Raw genomic sequence first — 16,710 nt, 5'->3', positions numbered from 1 at the left:
AGTCCACGAGCCGCCCGGACCGTTGCCCGCCCCGCGGAAATTCTCCGGAACCCGCCGAAGCCACCGAGCCTGCCGAACCTGCAGAAGCCCCCGAACCCGGCGAAGCCACCGAACCCGGCGAAGCCCCCGAACCTGCCGAAGCTACCGACCCTGCCGCGTCACGGCTCCCCGGCGCGGCAGCCACAGCAGCATCAGCGCCGCCCCGCCCAGGAGCAGCCCGGTGCTGGTGCGGAACGCGGTCGCGTATCCCTCCGTCAGGGCGGCCGCCCCGCCGTCCCCGCCGGTCCGGGCCGCCGCGATCGTCGACATCACCGCGAGCCCCAGCGAACCGCCCATCGTCCGCGAGGTGTTGACGAGCCCCGACAGCAGCCCGGCCTCCGCCGGCGCCGCCCCGGACGTGGCCAGCGAGGCGAGCGGGGTCGCGGCCAGACCCGCGCCGAGCATCATCAGGATCCCCGGGACCATGATGGCCGTCGTATAGGCACCGTCCGGGCCCAGCGTCGACTGCCAGGCGAAGCCTGTCGCCGCGACGAGCGTGCCGCCCACCGCCACCGTCCGCGCGCCCGCCCGCCGCATCAGCCGCGGCGCCGCCTTGGAGCCGACGAGCACCGCGACCGAGCTGGGCACCAGGGCGAGACCGGCCTCCAGCGGGGAGTAGCCGAGGACGTTCTGGGCGTAGAGCGTCATGAAGTACCACATGCAGAACATCGCCGAGCCGGAGACCAGCGTGGCCGCGTTGGCGGAGGCCACCGTGCGCCGGCCGAGCAGTCCGAGCGGCATCAGCGGGGCCGCCGTACGGGCCTCGACCGCCAGGAACAGGCCGAGCAGCGCGAGTCCGGCGGCCAGCGGGACCAGGGTGGCCGCCGCCGTCCACCCCTCGGCCTCGGTCTGCGAGATGCCGTACGCCAGCGTGCCGAGGCCCGCCGTCACCAGCAGCGCGCCGGGCAGGTCGAGCCGTCGGCCGTCCCCGGCGCGGCTCTCCGTCAGCCACCGCAGCGACCCGGCGAGGACGACCGCGCCCACCGGCACGTTGATCAGCAGTACCCAGCGCCAGGACAGCACGTCCACCAGCACCCCGCCGACCAGTCCGCCGGCCGCGCCGCCCCCGGCGCCGACCGCCGTCCAGGTGGCGATCGCCCGCGCCCGGGCCGCCCCCTCCGGCACGGCGGCCGTGAGCAGGGTCAGCGTCGAGGGCGCCAGCACGGCCGCCCCCAGCCCCTGCACGGCCCGCGCCAGCAGCAGCTGCCAGCCGTCCTGCGCGAGCCCGCCGCCGAGCGAGGCCAGCGTGAACAGGCCGAGCCCGACCAGGAACATCCGCTTGCGGCCGTACAGGTCACCGGCCCGGCCGCCGAGCAGCATGAACCCGGCGAAGGCGATGGCGTACGCGTTCACCACCCACTGCAGCCCGGAGGCGCTCAGCGCCAGATCCGTGCGCATCGACGGCAGCGCCACGTTCACCACGGACACGTCGAGCACGACCAGGAACTGTCCGGCACACGCCAGGGCCACCACCAGCCAGGTGGGGGACGCGGTGCGGCGGGATATGTGCGAGGTGTCCGCGGCTTCCAGCATGGGTGTCATGCTCTCAACCCGGTTACGGTCCTTGCATCGGCTTTTCGGCCCACCCGGACCTCGGTCCTGCGGCCTACCCCGCCCTCCGGAACAGCGTCACCACCGCGGCCCCGCCCAGCCCGATGTTGTGCGCGAGGCCGACGCGGGCGCCCGGCACCTGCCGGTCGCCGGCCGTGCCCCGCAGCTGCCAGACCAGCTCGGCGGTCTGGGCGAGCCCGGTCGCGCCCAGCGGATGCCCCTTGGAGATGAGCCCGCCGGAGGGGTTCACCACCCAGCGCCCGCCGTAGGTCGTGGCACCGGACTCGACGAGCTTGCCGGACTCGCCGACGGCGCACATGCCGAGCGCCTCGTACGTCAGCAGCTCGTTGACGGAGAAGCAGTCGTGCAGTTCCACGACGTCGACGTCCTCGATGCCGAGGCCCGAGCGGTCGTAGACCTGGCGGGCCGCCGCCCGGGACATCGGCTGTCCGACGACGTCGATGCAGGAGCCGGACGCGAAGGACTCCTCGGTGTCGGTCGTCATCGCCTGCGCGGCGATCTCGACGAGCCCGGTGAGCCCGCGCCGTTCGGCGAAGCGCTGCGAGACGACCACGGCGGCCGCCGCGCCGTCGGAGGTGGGCGAGCACTGGAGTTTGGTGAGCGGGCGGTGGACCGTGCGCGCGGCGAGGATGTCGTCGACCTCGTACACGTCCTGGAACTGGGCGTACGGGTTGTTCGCCGAGTGCCGGTGGTTCTTGGCGGCCACGGCGGCGAGCTGCGCCTCGGTGGTGCCGTACCGCTCCATGTGCTCGCGGGCCGCGTCGCCGAAGATCTGCGCGGTGGGCGGGGTCATCTCGAAGCCGTGCCGGGCGGCCATCACGCCGTAGTGCCGGGCGACGGGGGACGTCGCGAAGTCCCCGCCGTCGGCTCCGCTCCCCAGCGCGCCCCGCTTCATCTTCTCGAAGCCGAGGGCGAGGACGCAGTCGGCCGCGCCGCCCTCGACGAGCTGCCGGGCGAGCATCAGTGCGGTCGCGCCGGTGGCGCAGTTGTTGTTGACGTTGTAGACGGGGACGCCGGTGAGACCCAGTTCATAGGCGGCTCGTTGACCGGCGGTGGAGGGCTGGAAACAGTAGCCGATCGGAACCTGTTCCACCTCGCTGTACGAGATCCCCGCATCGGCGAGGGCGGAGCCGCCCGCCTCCCGGACCATGTCCCAGTACTGCCAGTCACGGGTCTCGGGCTTCTCGAACCTGGTCATACCGACGCCAGCAACATAGGCCTTCATGGCGCGCAGAGTAGAACGTGTTTCATAAATGCGCCATCCCCTGACGGCAGATCAGAAACCCATGGGACGGTCAAGGTTCCGTTAGCAGCCCGAAGCAACGGAATAGTTGCCTGCGCATACGAGGTTTAGCCGGTACTTATCAATCGGGAGGCCTCACTCAATGACGCACACGACGACCGACCAGCCCACCCGGGGCGCGAGCGGGGCCGTGGTCCCGGTGCTCGCCTTCGCGGGCATCGTGGTCGCGGTGATGCAGACCCTGCTCGTCCCGGTCATCAAGGACCTGCCGCAGCTGCTGGGCACCGAACCCAGCAACGCCACCTGGGTCCTGACCTCGACGCTCCTCTCGGGCGCCGTGGCCACTCCGATCATGGGCCGCCTCGGCGACCTGTACGGCAAGCGGCGGATGCTCATCCTCAGCCTCGCCGTGATGGTGGTCGGCGCGCTGATCAGCGCCCTCACCAGCGAACTGCTCACGATGATCGTGGGCCGCACCCTGCAGGGCTTCGCCATGGGCGCGATCCCGCTGGGCATCGGCCTGATGCGCGACATGCTGCCGCGCGAGAAGCTCAGCTCGGCGATGGCCCTGATGAGCTCCTCCATCGGCGTCGGCGGCGGTCTCGCGCTGCCCGCCGCGGCCCTGGTCGCCCAGCACATGAACTGGCACGCCCTGTTCTACGGCGCCGCCGGCCTCGGTGTGCTCTCCATAGCCCTGACCCTCCTGTTCGTACCGGAATCCCCGATGCGCGCGGAGGGCTCCTTCGACGTGGCCGGCGCGCTGGGCCTCTCCACCGGCCTGGTGCTGCTCCTGCTCCCCATCACCAAGGGCAGCGACTGGGGCTGGTCGTCCGGCACCACGCTCGGCCTGTTCGGCGCCTCGGTCGCGGTCCTGCTGCTGTGGGGCGTGTTCGAGCTGCGCCACTCCGCCCCGCTGGTCGACCTGCGCACCACCGCCCGCCCGGCGGTGCTCTTCACCAACCTCGCGTCGATCATGGTCGGCGTCAGCTTCTACGTCGTCTCGCTGGTCCTTCCGCAGCTGCTGCAGCTTCCGAAGGCCACCGGCTACGGCCTCGGCCAGTCGATGGTCGCCGCCGGTCTGCTGGTCGCTCCGCTGGGCCTGACCATGATGTTCACGGCGCCCGTCTACGCCCGCCTGTCCGCCAAGTACGGTCCCAAGACCACCCTCATCCTCGGCATGCTGATCATCGCGATCGGCTACGGCGCGGGCCTCGGCCTGATGAGCGCGCCCTGGCAGAGCCTGGTCATCGCGGTCGTCCTCGGCGCGGGCATCGGCCTCGCGTACTCGTCCCTGCCGGCGCTCATCGTGGGCGCGGTCCCGGCGTCGGAGACGGGTGCGGCGAACGGTCTCAACACGCTGATGCGGTCCATCGGTACGTCGGTGTCCAGCGCCGTCATCGGCATGGTGCTGGCGAACACGGCGAACCACGTGGGCGGTGTCGCCATCCCGACGATGCACGGCTTCCGGGTCTCCTTCCTGATCGCGACGGGTGCGGTGGCCGTGGGCCTGGTGCTCGCGCTGTTCCTGCCCAAGCGGAGCGTGCCGGAGGCTGCCGCCGCCCAGCACACGCAGCTGCGCGCCAGCAGCGAGGAGGACGCCGCGCTGGCCAACGCCGAGTCGGTGCTGCGGGGCTTCCGCGGGCGGGTGCTGTCCGCCGAGGGCACGCCGGTCCCCCGCGCGAAGGTCACGCTGATCGACCGGCGGGGGCGGCAGGCGGGGGCGACGCTGTCCGGCGAGGACGGGGCGTATGCGCTCGCGGTGCCGGCCGAGGGGGCGTATGTGCTGGCCGCGACGGCGGCGGGGCACGGGCCGCTGGCTTCGTCCGCCACGCATGCGGGGGATGAGCGGGCGGTGCATCTGGATCTTTCGCTGCCTGGGGAGACGGTCAGCGCCTAGTCGGGTGCCGCGGTCTGCCGGTTGGCGGGTGCGGCGCCGCTGGGGCTGGTCGCGCCCACGCGGCGGAGCCGCAAATCGATACAGCCCCGCGCCCCTGAAGGGGCGCGGTACCTGAGGGCGATTCATTCGTACCCCCTGTCGGTTCGCCGACAGGGGGTACGACAGCATGGGGCGCCGGAGCGTCGTACTACCGAAGGGACCCCCATGGCAGCGCCCGAGCCCAGGACTCTCGCCGCGTTCGAGAAGGCCAAGGGGTTCATGCCCCTGCACGAGGGGCTGGCGTTGTATGCGGCCGCAGTCGAAGCGGGGGCGCTCGGGCTGCCCCTCCTCGAAGTGGGGACCTACTGCGGGCGTTCCACCCTCCTGCTCGCCGACGCGGCCCGCGCGGCCGGGGTCACCGTGCTCACCGTCGACCACCACCGGGGCAGCGAGGAGCAGCAGCCCGGGTGGGAGTACCACGACCCCGAGACGGTCGACCCCGAGCTCGGGCTGATGGACACGCTGCCGACCTTCCGGCGCACCCTGCACAGGGCGGGGCTGGAGGAGCATGTCGTCGCGCTGGTCGGGCGGTCGCCGCGGATCGCCGCGCTCTGGAACTCGCCGCTCGGGTTCGTCTTCATCGACGGCGGGCACACCGACGAGCACGCCACCGCCGACTACGAGGGCTGGGCCCCCCATGTGGCCGAAGGCGGACTGCTGCTGATCCACGACGTCTTTCCCGACCCGAAGGACGAGTTCACCGGGCAGGCCCCTTACCGCGTCTACCTGCGCGCCCTGGAGTCCGGCGCGTTCACCGAGCTCTCGGCCCACGACTCGCTGCGTGTCCTGCGGCGAACGGGGGCGGGGATCTGAGGGCACGGTTAGAGTCGCAGACGTGTCGTACACAGGCCCGGAATTCGATCTCCCGCAGCAGCGCCGGTCGCGGCGGGTGCCGCTTGCTGTCGGTCTTGTCGCGCTGGTGCCCGGTGCGCTGCTCGGATGGGTGGTGTACGAGGGGGTCGGGAAGCCCGGTGGGAGTGGTGGGCAGGCGGGCGCGGCGACGACCCGGTCGGCGCCGGTCTCCCCGAGCGACGACGCGAAGGTGCCGAGTCCCAGTGCGGTGCCCTCGCTCAAGGGGAAGGTCGTCGTGATCGATCCGGGGCACAACCCGGGGAACTTCCAGCACACGTCCGAGATCAACCAGAAGGTGAACATCGGGACGAACTGGAAGGAGTGCGACACGACGGGGACGTCCACCAACGCCGGTTACAGCGAGGCCCGGTTCACGCTGGACGTCGCGCACCGGCTGCGGGCGCTGCTGGAGAAGCAGGGCGCCACGGTGCGGCTGACCCATGACGGGGACCGGCCCGCCTGGGGGCCGTGTGTGAACAAGCGCGCGGAGATCGGGAACGCCGCGCACGCCGACGCGGCCATCTCCATCCACGCCGACGGAGCGCCCGAGGGCGACCGCGGGTTCCATGTCATCCTGCCCGCGTCCGTGCACTCCGGTGCCGCCGACACCCGCCCGATCGTGGCTTCCTCGCGCACCCTCGGGGAGCGCATCGAGAGCGACTTCGCGAAGGTCACCGGCAGCGCTCCGTCCAACTACGTAGGCAACGGCACCGGTCTCGACGTACGTAAGGATCTCGGCGGTCTCAATCTGTCAACGGTTCCCAAGGTGTTCATCGAGTGCGGCAACATGCGCGATAGCAAGGACGCGGCACTGCTGACGAGCGGGGCCTGGCGGCAGAAGGCGGCACAGGGAATTTCTGAGGGGATCGTGAGTTTCCTGCGCGGGTAGGCATCGGCGGACAGGTCCGGGCGGACACCCTGATCGTCCGGACGATAGTGTCCTTCCTGAGATTCCTACGATTTCCGCAATTCGATTCCTAGGATGTGGGGCACACCCCGCGACGCCTCCTCCGCCGACGAGACGACCTACGAAGGACCTGAAGTGAATATCCGCTCCCTCACTAGAGGCGACGGCGTGGTGATCGGAGCAGCGGTGTTGCTGTTCATCGCGTCGTTCCTCGACACGTTCGACACGGCCGGCAACGGTAACCCGAACGCCTGGGACAACCTCGGCCTGGTGATGAGCATGTACGTCGGCGGCATCGCCGGCGCGGTCCTGATCGTCCTCGCCCGCGCGCTGCCGCAGCCGCTCAAGTTCGTCGGGCTCGATCTGGGCCAGATCGGCGTCGGCCTCACCGTGTTCTCGGTGTGGACCGCGTTCTGGTCGACGATCGACCCGCTGGGCCCGTTCAGCGACAGCGTCGCCGGCGTCAGCATCGGCGCCGGCTCCGGTCTGATCCTCGGCCTGATCGCCGCGCTGCTCCTGGCCGCCGCCGCGATCGCCACCCCGCTGGTCCCGGCGCTCCAGGCGGCCCTGATCCCGGCCCCCAAGCCGCAGGCCCCGCAGCCCTACGGCGCCCAGCCCCCCGGCGGCTACGGCTACCCGGGTGCCGCCGCCCCGCAGCCCGGCCAGCCGTACGGCGCCCAGCCGCAGCCCGGCCAGCCCTTCGGCCAGCAGCAGCCCCCGGCCGCCGCACAGCAGCCGCCGGCCCCCGACTTCTCGCCGTTCTGGTTCGCCGTCCCGGTGGCGCGGCCGCTGTTCGCGGAGGACGGCTCGACCGCGCCGATCGCCGAACTGGCGCCCGGCACCTGGTACTTGGCGGTCGAGCAGCGGGGCGTCGCCCTGGTGGCCCAGACGCAGGACGGCCGCCGTGGCGTGCTGCAGGACACCTCCGGGATCCAGCGCGGCTGAGCCGACCGCCGGAAGACCGCATACGGCCCCTTGCCCTTCCGGGTGAGGGGCCGTTGTCGTACAGTCCGTCCCGACTTCGACCTGATCTACCGTCAGGAGGCTGGCATGCGGCTCGGGTTGGCACTCGGCTACTGGGGGCGCGGGCCCGCCGCGGACCATGTGCCGCTGGCGAAGGAGGCCGAGCGGCTCGGGTACCACTCGGTGTGGACGGCGGAGTCCTGGGGCTCGGACGCCTTCACCCCGCTCACCTGGATCGCCGCGCAGACGTCGACCATCCGGCTGGGTACGGCCGTCGCCCAGATGGCGGCCCGCTCGCCGACCACCACCGCGATGCACGCGCTGACCCTGGACCATCTGTCGGGGGGCCGGGTGATGCTGGGGCTCGGGCTGTCCGGGCCGCAGGTGGTGGAGGGCTGGTACGGCCGCCCGTTCCCGAAGTCGCCGCTGACCGCGACCCGGGAGTACGTGGACGTCGTACGGCAGGTGCTGCGGCGGGAGGGGCCGGTCGAGTCGGCCGGGCGCTTCCACTCGCACCCCTACCGGGGGCCGGACGGGACCGGTCTCGGCAAGCCGCTGAAGCCGATCACCCATCCGCTCCGCGCCGACCTGCCGGTCCTGCTGGGCGCCGAGGGGCCGAAGAACGTGGCGCAGACGGTCCGGATCGCCGACGGCTGGCTGCCGCTGTACTGGGCGCCGAGCCGGCCCGAGGTGTACGGCCCGGCGGTCGCCGAGCTGCCCGAGGGGTTCCTGGTCGCGCCGATGGCCCAGGTCAAGGTCTGCGACGACGTGGCCGCCGGACTGCTGCCCGTGAAGGCCATGCTGGGCTTCTACATCGGCGGGATGGGGCACGCGGCCCGCAACTTCCACGCCGACCTGATGGCGCGCATGGGGTACGAGGCACAGGCGCGGCGGATCCAGGAGCTGTTCCTGGCGGGGCGGCGGGAGGAGGCCGTGCTGGCGGTGCCGGACGCGTTCGCCGACGAGATCTCGCTGGTCGGGCCGCGCGAACGGATCGCCGAACGGCTGGAGCTGTGGCGCAAGGGCCCGGTGACCGACCTGCTGGCGCTGGCGCCGGATCCGCACACCCTGCGGGTGCTGGCCGAGCTGAACTCGTAGTCGGTCACCGGTCGTTCAGCGGAAGACGGCCAGCGGGTCCAGGGTCAGTTCGCGGGCCTCGCGGTTCCAGCTGCGGACCTTGCCCAGGCAGCGGGCCTGGAACTCGACGCCGTCCGGGTACTCCTCGTCCCGGAACTCCTCGCGGACCTCGGACACCGAGCAGACCAGCCTGACGTGCGCGGGCTCGTCCGGGGCGGCCCCGTAGCCGGCCCGCAGCAGCAGGGCGCGGTCGCCGAGCCTGCGGGCGGTGAAGCGGCCGGTGACCCAGACGAACTCCGACATCACGTCGCTCAGCGCGACCCGCTCGCTGCGCCGTTCCCGCAGCCGCTCGCCCAGCGCCCGGTTGGGCACGAGCCGGTCGGTGAGCAGGTCGGCGTCCACGATCACGTCCTCCTTGCGCATGGTGTCCATGAGCAGCCGGATCACCGTGATGGGGGTGTTCTGCCTGACGTAGGTGGTGACCCGCTCCCGGGTGATGTCCTGGGTGGCGCCGCCGTCGCCGAGGCCGAGCCGGCCCTTGAGCCCGAAGCCGGTGGTGACGTTGGTGCGGTCGGCGACCTCCTGTTCCAGGGCCGCCGCGAAGCCGCCGCTCTGGAAGAGGTCCATCACCCGCTGCTCGTGCAGGTAGAAACACATGCCGTGGACGGTCCGCCCGCCGCCCCGGCCGCGCCGCCGGCGGACGAACACCGTGCCGCCGTACCCGGCGAGGACCGCCCAGGCCAGTGCCGTCAGCGCCCACAGGAGGGCCCACGGCCACCCCCACGCGCCCCACCACTCGCTGTCAATGGCACCCACGGATCTCCTTGAACGCGTCGGAGAGGGAGGAGAGCCGGGCGTCGACCACGCGGCCCCCGGTGGCCTCGGCGGCCCGTGCCAGGGCGCCGGTGTCGGCCTCGCCGAACGGGACGGCGAACGTCGGCACCGCCTTCGCCGCGCTGCCGAGCGCCTCGTACCGGCGCAGGAACTCCTTGTAGGACAGGCCGGAGTTGCTCTCGCCGTCGGTCATCAGGACGATCGCCACCGGCCGTCGGGGCGTGGCGCGCACGGCGTCGGCGGCGATCCGGTAGCCGCGGTCGAGCGCCGACCAGACGGCGGTGGCGCCGTCGAAGCCGCCGTCGGCGACCACCCGGTCCAGGGCGCGCAGATCGGCGTCGCCGTGCACGGTCACCGTGCGTTCCTGCAGGACATGCCCGCCGAAGCGGACGACGGTGAGGCGTTCCCCCCGGTAGAAGCGGGTGAACTTGCCCCCGGCGGACGGGTCGGCGCCGCTGAGCCCGGCGAAGGCGGCGCGCAGGGCGGCGATCCGCTCGCCGCGCATCGAGGTGGAGAAGTCCAGCACGAACACCACCTGGTCGGCGGTGCGGTCGGCGGGATCGCCGTAGTCGTCGACGAGTTGCCGGACGACGGAGAGACGGTCGGGGAAGGAGAGCGCGTTGCCGACGGAGGTGCGCAGGGCGGGGGCGGGGGTGACGTCCTGGTTGACCGGGCGGCGGTGCGTCGTCTCCATCAGCCTGCGCTGCGCGTCGGCGCCGAGCAGCCAGTCGACGACCTTGCGGTACGCCGTCCGCCGCGCCGGGTCGAGGAGCAGCAGCGGGAAGTCGGAGAGCACCATGCCGTCGTCGGGGTGGACGATCTCCAGGGGTGCGCGGAGCTTCCCGCCGGCGTTGAGGGAGAGCAGTTCGGACTCGTGGGCGATGAGGGCGTCGGCCCGGTCCTGGTGGGCCGGGTAGCCGGCGAGCAGGTCGCGGGAGCTGGCGGCGGTGAGGGTCTGGCCGGAGCGGAAGCCGCGCAGCCGGTCGCAGGAGACGTCCGCCGCGCGCAGCGCGCTGCCGGTGCCGGCCGCCGCCGTGGCCACGCCGACCAGGGCGGCCCGCCCGGTGTCGCTGCGCCGCGGGTCGGCCATCCCGAACCGCACGGTGCCCCGGGCGGCCGCGTCCGCGATGTCCGCCCAGGTCAGCCGGCCGCCGGGGACGCCCTTGCGGAGTTTGCGGGCGACCGAGGGGGTGAGGCCGACCACGACCGGCGAGCGCATGATCGGCGTCGACTCGGGCCGGACCGCGCTCTTCCCGGCCGCCCGCAGCCGCAGCAGGAACGAGCGGTCCGAGACCGGCCAGGCCAGGTCGTACGACGGTTTCCCGGCGGCCGTCTCCACTCCGGCGAGGTCGGCGGTGGCCTCGTACGTCATCTCCAGGCGGACCCCGGTGTCGGCGGCCAGGTCGTCCAGCAGCGGTGCCACGTCGGCGAGTTCGGGGCCGGCGAGGACGCGCAGGGTGACCCGGTCGCCGCCGCCTCCGCCGCACGCGGTGGTGAGGGCGGCGAGCAGGAGCAGGGCCAGGCAGGCGGTGACGGCCGCCCGCACGGACCGGTTCACCGGTCGTCCTGGGTGACCGGCGGCGGGCAGTCGCCCACGTAGGTGATGAGGTCCTCCAGGACGTCCAGGGCGGGCTCGTAGACCTTGGTCTCGTCGGTGTTCTGCCGGGGCACCTGGATGCCGTGGTCGCGCAGGTACGCGTTGAGCCGCTCGCTGGTGCCGTCCTCGCCGCTGAACCGCACCCGGAAGCCGAGTTCGACGGCGCGGTCGCGCAGTTCGGGGTCGTTCTGCATCAGGTCGATGAGCTTGTCGCCCTGAGGGCTCAGGGAGATCAGCTGGGGTTCGGTGAGGGCGTAGGGGGTGGGGTAGAGCAGGACGCGGCCGGTGTCCTCGCGGTGGTGCTTGTCGTGGTACTCGATCTGGTGGGCCAGGTACTGGTGCTCGTAGATGACCGAGACGGGGGCGATGCTCTCGCCGAGGTCGGAGAAGTAGCTGTCGGCCTGTTCGTCGGCCCACATGCCCTGGAGGTCGATCAGGGGCTTGATCTTCTCGGCGAGCCGGCGCACCGCGTCGGAGGCCTGCCGCGGGTCGTTGGAGTCCTCGGTGCCGGGGGTGGTGTTCCCGTTGGCGACGAAGGCCAGGATGCCCAGATAGGTGCCGGCGGAGTTGGACTCGCAGACGCTGGAGGTGCGGACCAGGACCCGGCCGCTGTTGCTGCGGCCGCTGATCTCGCCGAAGCCGATGCCGTTCCAGGTGTCGGCGGTGCGGCCGGTGCCGTCCCCGGGGTTCTTCCGGTCGTCCCGGCCGTCGAGCAGGCCCATGAAGCGGCGCATGTCGAGGTCGTAGTAGAGGGTGTGGGCCGGGTCCGAGCCGGGCTGGGGGCGTGCGACGCCCGCCCGCACCAGGGTCTCGGCGTAGTCCCGGAAGGTCGCGAGGACCAGCGGGGTGACGAAGGGGCGCGCGGACTTCGCGCTCATCCCGTGCTGCCGGTCGAGGATCATCTTCGCGGCGGGCTGGCCGGACGGGAAGACGACGTCCATGCCCTTGAGGGACTGGGTGGCGATGCCCCGGGAGCCGAGGCGGTGGATGTCCACCCGGATGCCGTGCCGGAGCAGCAGCCGCCGGACCTCGGCGTCCTTGAAGAAGTCCGACTTGGAGGCCATCTTGGCCTCGATGGTGACGACCTGCCGGTACGGCCGGGGCGCGTCCACCGGCAGCAGCAGCGAGAACGGGCCCGCGAGGGCCAGCGGGAGCGCGAGCAGCACGCGGCGGGGGAAGCGGCGCCGGGGTCTTCGGCCGATGCCGAGCCGGGGCTCGCCGGCGGTGACGGGTCTGGAGTCGGACACCTGCACTCCTGCCTCTCCGGGGGCAGGATCATCGGGGACCGTCTCGAACACACACCGCCGGAAGCGTCAACTCCGGCCGAACACGGGGCGAACGACACACCGGCGCCGAACCGCCTTTGTCAGTGGGTGAGTTGGGACGCCTTGGGCACCTGGTTGGTGACCGTGGCGCCGGCGCTCTGCCCGGCCTCCTTGACCTGGTTGATGATGTCGTTGAAGGAGCTCGCCGCGTCCCCGTCGCCCTTGCGGAGCTTGGACGGCAGGTCCTTCAGGGCGTCGATGCCCGCGGACAGCGGTGCGATCGCCTTGGCCAGCAGCGGATCGCCCTGGGCGTTCTTCTTGGCCGCCTTGAGCCGGTTGTAGGCGAAGGCGCCCGCGGCACCGGCCTTGATCAGCGCGAAGGTGCGGCCGTGGGCGCCCTTCTTGAACTTGCCGGCCTTCCAGGGCTTCACGATCCACTGGTAGGTCGCGCCGGCCGCGAGGGACGCGTTGGCGACGAACCGCGTCTTGGCGAACTTCTGTTTCTCCGCGGACGTACTCGGACTGGGCGTGTCGGCCACGGCGGCCGCCACCGCGGCGTTGTCGATGGACTTGCTCCGGGTGCTGCCGGCGCAGGCGGTGACGCCGGCGACCAGGGCACAGCAGAGGGTCAGTGCGACGACGAGGCGCCGTATCGGTACGGGCACGGGGTCCTCCCGTGTGTCTCGGTGTCCTCCCCGAGCGGGTACTTCCTCCGGCAGCCTCACCCAGATGGCGGCAGCGCGCCACTCGGGGGAACACCGTCAAGGTTTCAAGGACCGTTCAGCGGCAAGCCGCAGGGTATGTCCTCTGAACGCGGTGCCAATCAGGCCGGTAGGGTCGTCGCGGTCGTCGCCGACGTCATGGCCCTCATCCTGGGCCTCTGGATCCTGATGTACCTGCTGGACGCGAACCGGGCGAACAGCCTGGTCCAGTTCGTCCACAACGCGGCCGACTGGCTCGCCGGCTGGTCGCACGACCTCTTCACCTTCCACAAGGCCTGGGCCCGCGTGGTGGCCGGCTACGGCCTCGCGGCAGTGGTCTACCTCTTCATCGGCCACGCCATAGCCAACCGCATGCACCGCCACTGATGAACGCCGGGCGGGAAAAGCGCCCCGTCAGGGGCGCGGGGAACTGCGCGACCAGCCACGACGACGCCGCACCCGCCCTACCACAGAACCCCCCACCCCGCTAGGCGCAGCAATCCACCTCAAGCCCGGAAGGCAGCTCCTCGCCCCCGAACACCGCACACGTCGCGTCATGCCCGCCCAGCGCCGCGACCGCCAGCAACAGCGAACCCGCCGTCCACGTGGTCAGCTCCCGCGGCCACACCGCGTCGTCCTCGAACACGTACCCCGTCCAGTACAGCCCCGACTCCGCGTCCCGCAGATGCTGGATCGACTGAAGGATCTCCAGCGCCCGGTCGGACTCCCCGACCGCCCACAGCGCCAGCGCCAGCTCCGCCGACTCCCCGCCCGTCACCCACGGATTGGGTACGACACACCGCACCCCGAACCCGGGCACGACGAACCGCTCCCAGTCCTTCTCGATACGGGACTTGGCCTCCGCACCGGTCAACGCCCCGCCCAGCACCGGGTAGTACCAGTCCATCGAGTACCGGTCCTTGTCCAGGAACCGCTCCGGGTGGAGCCGGATCGCGTGCCGCAGCGCGCCCACCGCCAACTCCCAGTCCGGCTGCGCCTCTTCGCGCTGCTCGGCGATGGCGAGCGCACAGCGCAACGCGTGGTGGACCGACGAACTCCCGGTCAGCAGCGCGTCGTCGGCGGGCGTGCCGTCGTCGTCGCGGCGCCAGCCGATCTCGCCGCCCGGCTGCTGCAGCCGCAGCACCCACTCGACGGCCGCGTAGACGGCGGGCCACATCCGGTCGAGGAAGGTGTCGTCGCCGGTGGAGAGGTAGTGGTGCCAGACGCCGACGGCTATGTAGGCGACGAAGTTGGACTCGCGGGCCCGGTCGGTGACGTCGTCGTGGGCGCCGTCGGCGTAGGCCGCGTACCAGGAGCCGTCCTCGTTCTGGTGCCGGGCCAGCCAGCTGTACGCCCGCTCGGCGGCCTCGTGCTCCCCTGCCGCGTCAAGGGCCATCGCGGCCTCGGTGTGGTCCCAGGGGTCCAGGTGGTGCCCCCGGAACCACGGGATCGCGCCGTCCTCCCGCTGCACGGCGAGGATGCCGCGGACGGTCGCGGCGGCCTGCTCGGCGGTGAGGACCCCGGGCAGGACGAGGTGTTCTGTCCGGGGGGTGGTCACTTGGCGGCCACCTCGGCGTTCCCGGCGTTCTCGGCCTTCTCCGGCACCGCGGGCAGGTGCGGCTTGGTCGCGTAGACGACGAAGCTCTTGCCCATCACCGGGTTCAGCGCCTGCTCGGCGACCCGCGTGGCCAGCGGCTTCTTCATGATGTCCCAGACCAGCAGCTTGTGGTACGCGCGGACCGGCAGCGCCTTGTCGTTGTCGACGCCGAACGCGCACTTCAGCCACCAGTACGGCGAGTGCAGCGCGTGCGCGTGGTGGGAGCCGTACGGCCGCAGACCGGCTTCCTTGATCTTCCCGACCAGTTCGTCGGCCTTGTAGATGCGGATGTGGCCGCCCTCGACCTCGTGGTAGGCGTCGGAGAGCGCCCAGCAGACCTTCTCGGGGCCGTAGCGCGGCACGGTGACCGCTATCCGCCCGCCGGGCCTGAGCACCCGCACCATCTCGGCGAGCACGCCCTTGTCGTCGGGGATGTGCTCCATCACCTCGGAGATGATGACGACGTCGAAGGACTCGTCGGGGAACGGCAGGGCGAGGGCGTCGCCCTCCATGGCCGTGGCGGTGGCGCCCGCCGGGGCCTCGCCGGCCTCTTTCATCGCCGCGAACCACTTGGCGACCTCGCGGATCTCCTCGGCGTTCTGGTCGAGGGCCACGACCTGGGCGCCGCGCCGGTAACACTCGAAGGCGTGGCGGCCGGCTCCGCAGCCGAGGTCCAGGACTCGGTCGCCCGGGGCGAGCGGGAACCGGGAGAAGTCGACGGTCAGCACGTGGCCCTGCTTTCGGGAGTGGAAGCGACGTCTGCGAGGGGGGTGGCCGCGGGGCGGCCCGGAGTCGTGGGCGCGGACCGCTCCCCGGTACGGCCGGCGATCGCCTCGCGGTAGCGGGCCACCGTGCCCTCGGCGGCGCGGGCCCAGGTGAAGTGCCGCAGCACCCGCTCACGGCCCGCACGGCCGAGCCGGGCCCGCAGCTCGGGGTCGCCCAGCAGCCGGCCGAGCCCGGCGGCCAGCGCGCCCGCGTCGCCCGGCGGTACGGCCAGGCAGGTCTCCCCGTCCCGGCCGGCCACCTCGGGGATCGCGCCGCCGGTCGTGGCGAGCAGCGGGGTGCCGGTCGCCATGGCCTCGGCGGCGGGCAGCGAGAAGCCCTCGTAGAGCGACGGCACGCAGGCGACCTCGGCCGACCGGACCAGGTCGACGAGTTCGGCGTCCGAGATGCCCTTCACGAACTCGACGGCGCCGGCCAGGCCGTAGCGCTCCATGGCCTGGGCGACGGGTCCCTCGGTGGGCCGCTTGCCGACGACGACGAGGTGGGCGGCGGGGTGCTCGGTCCGTACCTTGGCGAGCGCCTCGACGAGGAAGACCAGCCCCTTCAGAGGCACGTCCGCGCTGGAGGTGGTGACGATCCGGCCGGGCACCTGGGGCACGGCGGGATTCGGCGCGAAGAGATCGGTGTCGGCGCCGATGTGGACGACGTGGACACGGTCCTCGCGGACGCCGAGGTGGTCGACGATCTCCTGGCGGGAGGTGCCGGAGACGGTGAGCACGGAGGGCAGCCGGCGGGCGACCCGCTTCTGCATCCGGGTGAAGGCGTACCAGCGCCGTACGGAGTACCGCCGCCGCCGGCCCTCGGCCGCGTCCAGCTCCAACCGCCGGTCGACGGTGATGGGGTGGTGGATGGTGGTGACGAGGGGTGCGCCGACGTCGCCCAACAGGCCGTACCCGAGCGTCTGGTTGTCGTGGACGACGTCGAACTCCCCGGCGCGGGCGCGCAGATGGCGGCGGGCACGCAGGGAGAAGGTCAGCGGTTCGGGGAAGCCGCCGGTCCACATGGTCGCCACTTCGAGGGCGTCGATCCAGTCCCGGTACTCGTCGCGCTTCGGGGTCCGGAAGGGGTCCGGGGAGCGGTACAGGTCGAGGCTGGGCAGCTCGGTGAGGGTGAGCGCGGGGTACCCCTCGTCGAGGACCGGGTACGGCTGGGAGCCGATGACCTCGACCCGGTGGCCGAGGCGGGCCAGCTCGCGTGACAGGTGCCGTACGTAGACGCCCTGGCCGCCGCAGAACGGGTTCCCTTTATAGGTGAGGAGCGCGATGTCGAGCGGTCGCTCGCCGTCGGCGGCGGGTTCTTCCTTGGTACCCGCCCGCCTGGCCTCAGCGGTCACTCCGGGCCCCC

15 protein-coding genes are annotated in these 16,710 nt (G+C 72.2%); 6 read left to right on the top strand and 9 right to left on the bottom strand.

Annotation, left to right across the window (positions count from 1 at the left end; translation table 11 throughout):
- Positions 1–141: 141 nt before the first annotated feature.
- On the bottom strand, positions 142–1,581 hold the full coding sequence (locus tag ACGFZS_RS02595; protein ID WP_393793573.1) for an MFS transporter: 1,440 nt from the start codon (positions 1,579–1,581) through the stop codon (positions 142–144).
- Between the two features lie 64 nt (positions 1,582–1,645).
- Entirely contained in the window at positions 1,646–2,836 is a 1,191-nt protein-coding gene (locus ACGFZS_RS02590) for a lipid-transfer protein (RefSeq protein WP_393656082.1), read from the bottom strand.
- Positions 2,837–2,996: 160 nt separating this feature from the next.
- On the opposite strand from ACGFZS_RS02590, the gene ACGFZS_RS02585 reads away from it, so the two are divergent.
- From ACGFZS_RS02585 to ACGFZS_RS02565, 5 genes are all read left to right on the top strand, one after another.
- Entirely contained in the window at positions 2,997–4,751 is a 1,755-nt protein-coding gene (locus tag ACGFZS_RS02585) for an MFS transporter (RefSeq protein ID WP_393793572.1), read from the top strand.
- A gap of 204 nt (positions 4,752–4,955) precedes the next feature.
- Positions 4,956–5,603 carry a class I SAM-dependent methyltransferase gene (locus ACGFZS_RS02580; protein WP_393793571.1) on the top strand — a complete coding sequence of 216 codons (648 nt, stop codon included), beginning with the start codon at positions 4,956–4,958 and terminating at the stop codon, positions 5,601–5,603.
- Between the two features lie 22 nt (positions 5,604–5,625).
- On the top strand, positions 5,626–6,531 hold the full coding sequence (locus tag ACGFZS_RS02575) for an N-acetylmuramoyl-L-alanine amidase (RefSeq protein ID WP_393656088.1): 906 nt from the start codon (positions 5,626–5,628) through the stop codon (positions 6,529–6,531).
- A gap of 153 nt (positions 6,532–6,684) precedes the next feature.
- Entirely contained in the window at positions 6,685–7,494 is an 810-nt protein-coding gene (locus ACGFZS_RS02570; RefSeq protein ID WP_393794107.1) for a hypothetical protein, read from the top strand.
- 105 nt (positions 7,495–7,599) lie between these two features.
- Positions 7,600–8,610: an LLM class F420-dependent oxidoreductase gene (locus ACGFZS_RS02565; RefSeq protein WP_393793570.1), complete on the top strand. Its 1,011-nt coding sequence runs from the start codon at positions 7,600–7,602 to the stop codon at positions 8,608–8,610.
- A gap of 15 nt (positions 8,611–8,625) precedes the next feature.
- On the opposite strand, the gene ACGFZS_RS02560 is transcribed toward ACGFZS_RS02565, so the two are convergent.
- From ACGFZS_RS02560 to ACGFZS_RS02545, 4 genes are all read right to left on the bottom strand, one after another.
- Positions 8,626–9,405: a hypothetical protein gene (locus tag ACGFZS_RS02560; protein WP_393793569.1), complete on the bottom strand. Its 780-nt coding sequence runs from the start codon at positions 9,403–9,405 to the stop codon at positions 8,626–8,628.
- Positions 9,392–10,981, bottom strand: coding sequence for a substrate-binding domain-containing protein (locus ACGFZS_RS02555; RefSeq protein ID WP_393793568.1), 1,590 nt, complete (start codon positions 10,979–10,981; stop codon positions 9,392–9,394). The genes ACGFZS_RS02560 and ACGFZS_RS02555 overlap by 14 nt, the downstream gene beginning before the upstream one ends.
- A complete protein-coding gene (locus ACGFZS_RS02550) occupies positions 10,978–12,267 on the bottom strand; it encodes a hypothetical protein (RefSeq protein ID WP_393793567.1) in 1,290 nt (429 codons plus the stop codon). Before ACGFZS_RS02550 ends, ACGFZS_RS02555 begins: the two co-directional genes overlap by 4 nt.
- A 119-nt stretch (positions 12,268–12,386) precedes the next feature.
- Positions 12,387–12,950 (bottom strand): hypothetical protein, encoded by a 564-nt coding sequence (locus tag ACGFZS_RS02545; RefSeq protein ID WP_393793566.1) that lies wholly within the window; start codon positions 12,948–12,950, stop codon positions 12,387–12,389.
- Positions 12,951–13,085: 135 nt separating this feature from the next.
- Here ACGFZS_RS02545 and ACGFZS_RS02540 point away from each other — a divergent pair, with 135 nt between their 5' ends.
- Positions 13,086–13,373: a hypothetical protein gene (locus tag ACGFZS_RS02540; protein ID WP_359208148.1), complete on the top strand. Its 288-nt coding sequence runs from the start codon at positions 13,086–13,088 to the stop codon at positions 13,371–13,373.
- A gap of 100 nt (positions 13,374–13,473) precedes the next feature.
- On the opposite strand, the gene ACGFZS_RS02535 is transcribed toward ACGFZS_RS02540, so the two are convergent.
- From ACGFZS_RS02535 to ACGFZS_RS02525, 3 genes are read right to left on the bottom strand one after another with little or no spacing between them, the layout of a single operon-like run.
- On the bottom strand, positions 13,474–14,544 hold the full coding sequence (locus tag ACGFZS_RS02535) for a prenyltransferase (protein WP_393793565.1): 1,071 nt from the start codon (positions 14,542–14,544) through the stop codon (positions 13,474–13,476).
- Positions 14,541–15,311 (bottom strand): class I SAM-dependent methyltransferase, encoded by a 771-nt coding sequence (locus ACGFZS_RS02530; protein ID WP_393793564.1) that lies wholly within the window; start codon positions 15,309–15,311, stop codon positions 14,541–14,543. Before ACGFZS_RS02530 ends, ACGFZS_RS02535 begins: the two co-directional genes overlap by 4 nt.
- A complete protein-coding gene (locus ACGFZS_RS02525) occupies positions 15,305–16,699 on the bottom strand; it encodes a glycosyltransferase family 4 protein (protein WP_393793563.1) in 1,395 nt (464 codons plus the stop codon). Before ACGFZS_RS02525 ends, ACGFZS_RS02530 begins: the two co-directional genes overlap by 7 nt.
- Positions 16,700–16,710: the final 11 nt, after the last annotated feature.

This window comes from Streptomyces sp. NPDC048288 (genome assembly GCF_043201555.1).
In the GTDB taxonomy this organism is placed as follows: domain Bacteria; phylum Actinomycetota; class Actinomycetes; order Streptomycetales; family Streptomycetaceae; genus Streptomyces.
This window is presented reverse-complemented; position numbering and strand designations above follow the sequence as displayed.